1 pseudogene is annotated in these 250 nt (G+C 64.0%); it reads left to right on the top strand.

The features are described 5' to 3' along the window. Window positions 1-250: pseudogene (locus SB786_RS37085) on the top strand (MFS transporter); the annotation flags it as partial.

Below are 250 nucleotides of genomic sequence, written 5' to 3'. Positions count from 1 at the left end.
CAAATGGACGCTGGCGATTTACTTCGCGGGCATGGCGGTGACGATCGCGGCGAGCTTCGGCTGGGCCTATTACCTCGAAAACGGGCTCGTGCCGTTCATCGCCATTCTGTTCGTGCTGGGCTTTTTCGGCGGCAATTTCGCGCTGTTCAGCCTGTGGCTGCCCGAGCAGTTCGGCACGCGCGTGCGCGCCACGGCGTTCGCGTTCTGCACGTCGTTCGGACGGTTCGTGGGCGCGGGCGTGAACTTCCTG

This window comes from Burkholderia sp. SIMBA_062 (assembly GCF_046534765.1).
GTDB classification, from domain to species: Bacteria; Pseudomonadota; Gammaproteobacteria; order Burkholderiales; family Burkholderiaceae; genus Burkholderia; species Burkholderia ambifaria.
The sequence above is the reverse complement of the archived record's forward strand: the minus strand, read 5'-3'. Positions and strand labels throughout refer to the sequence as shown.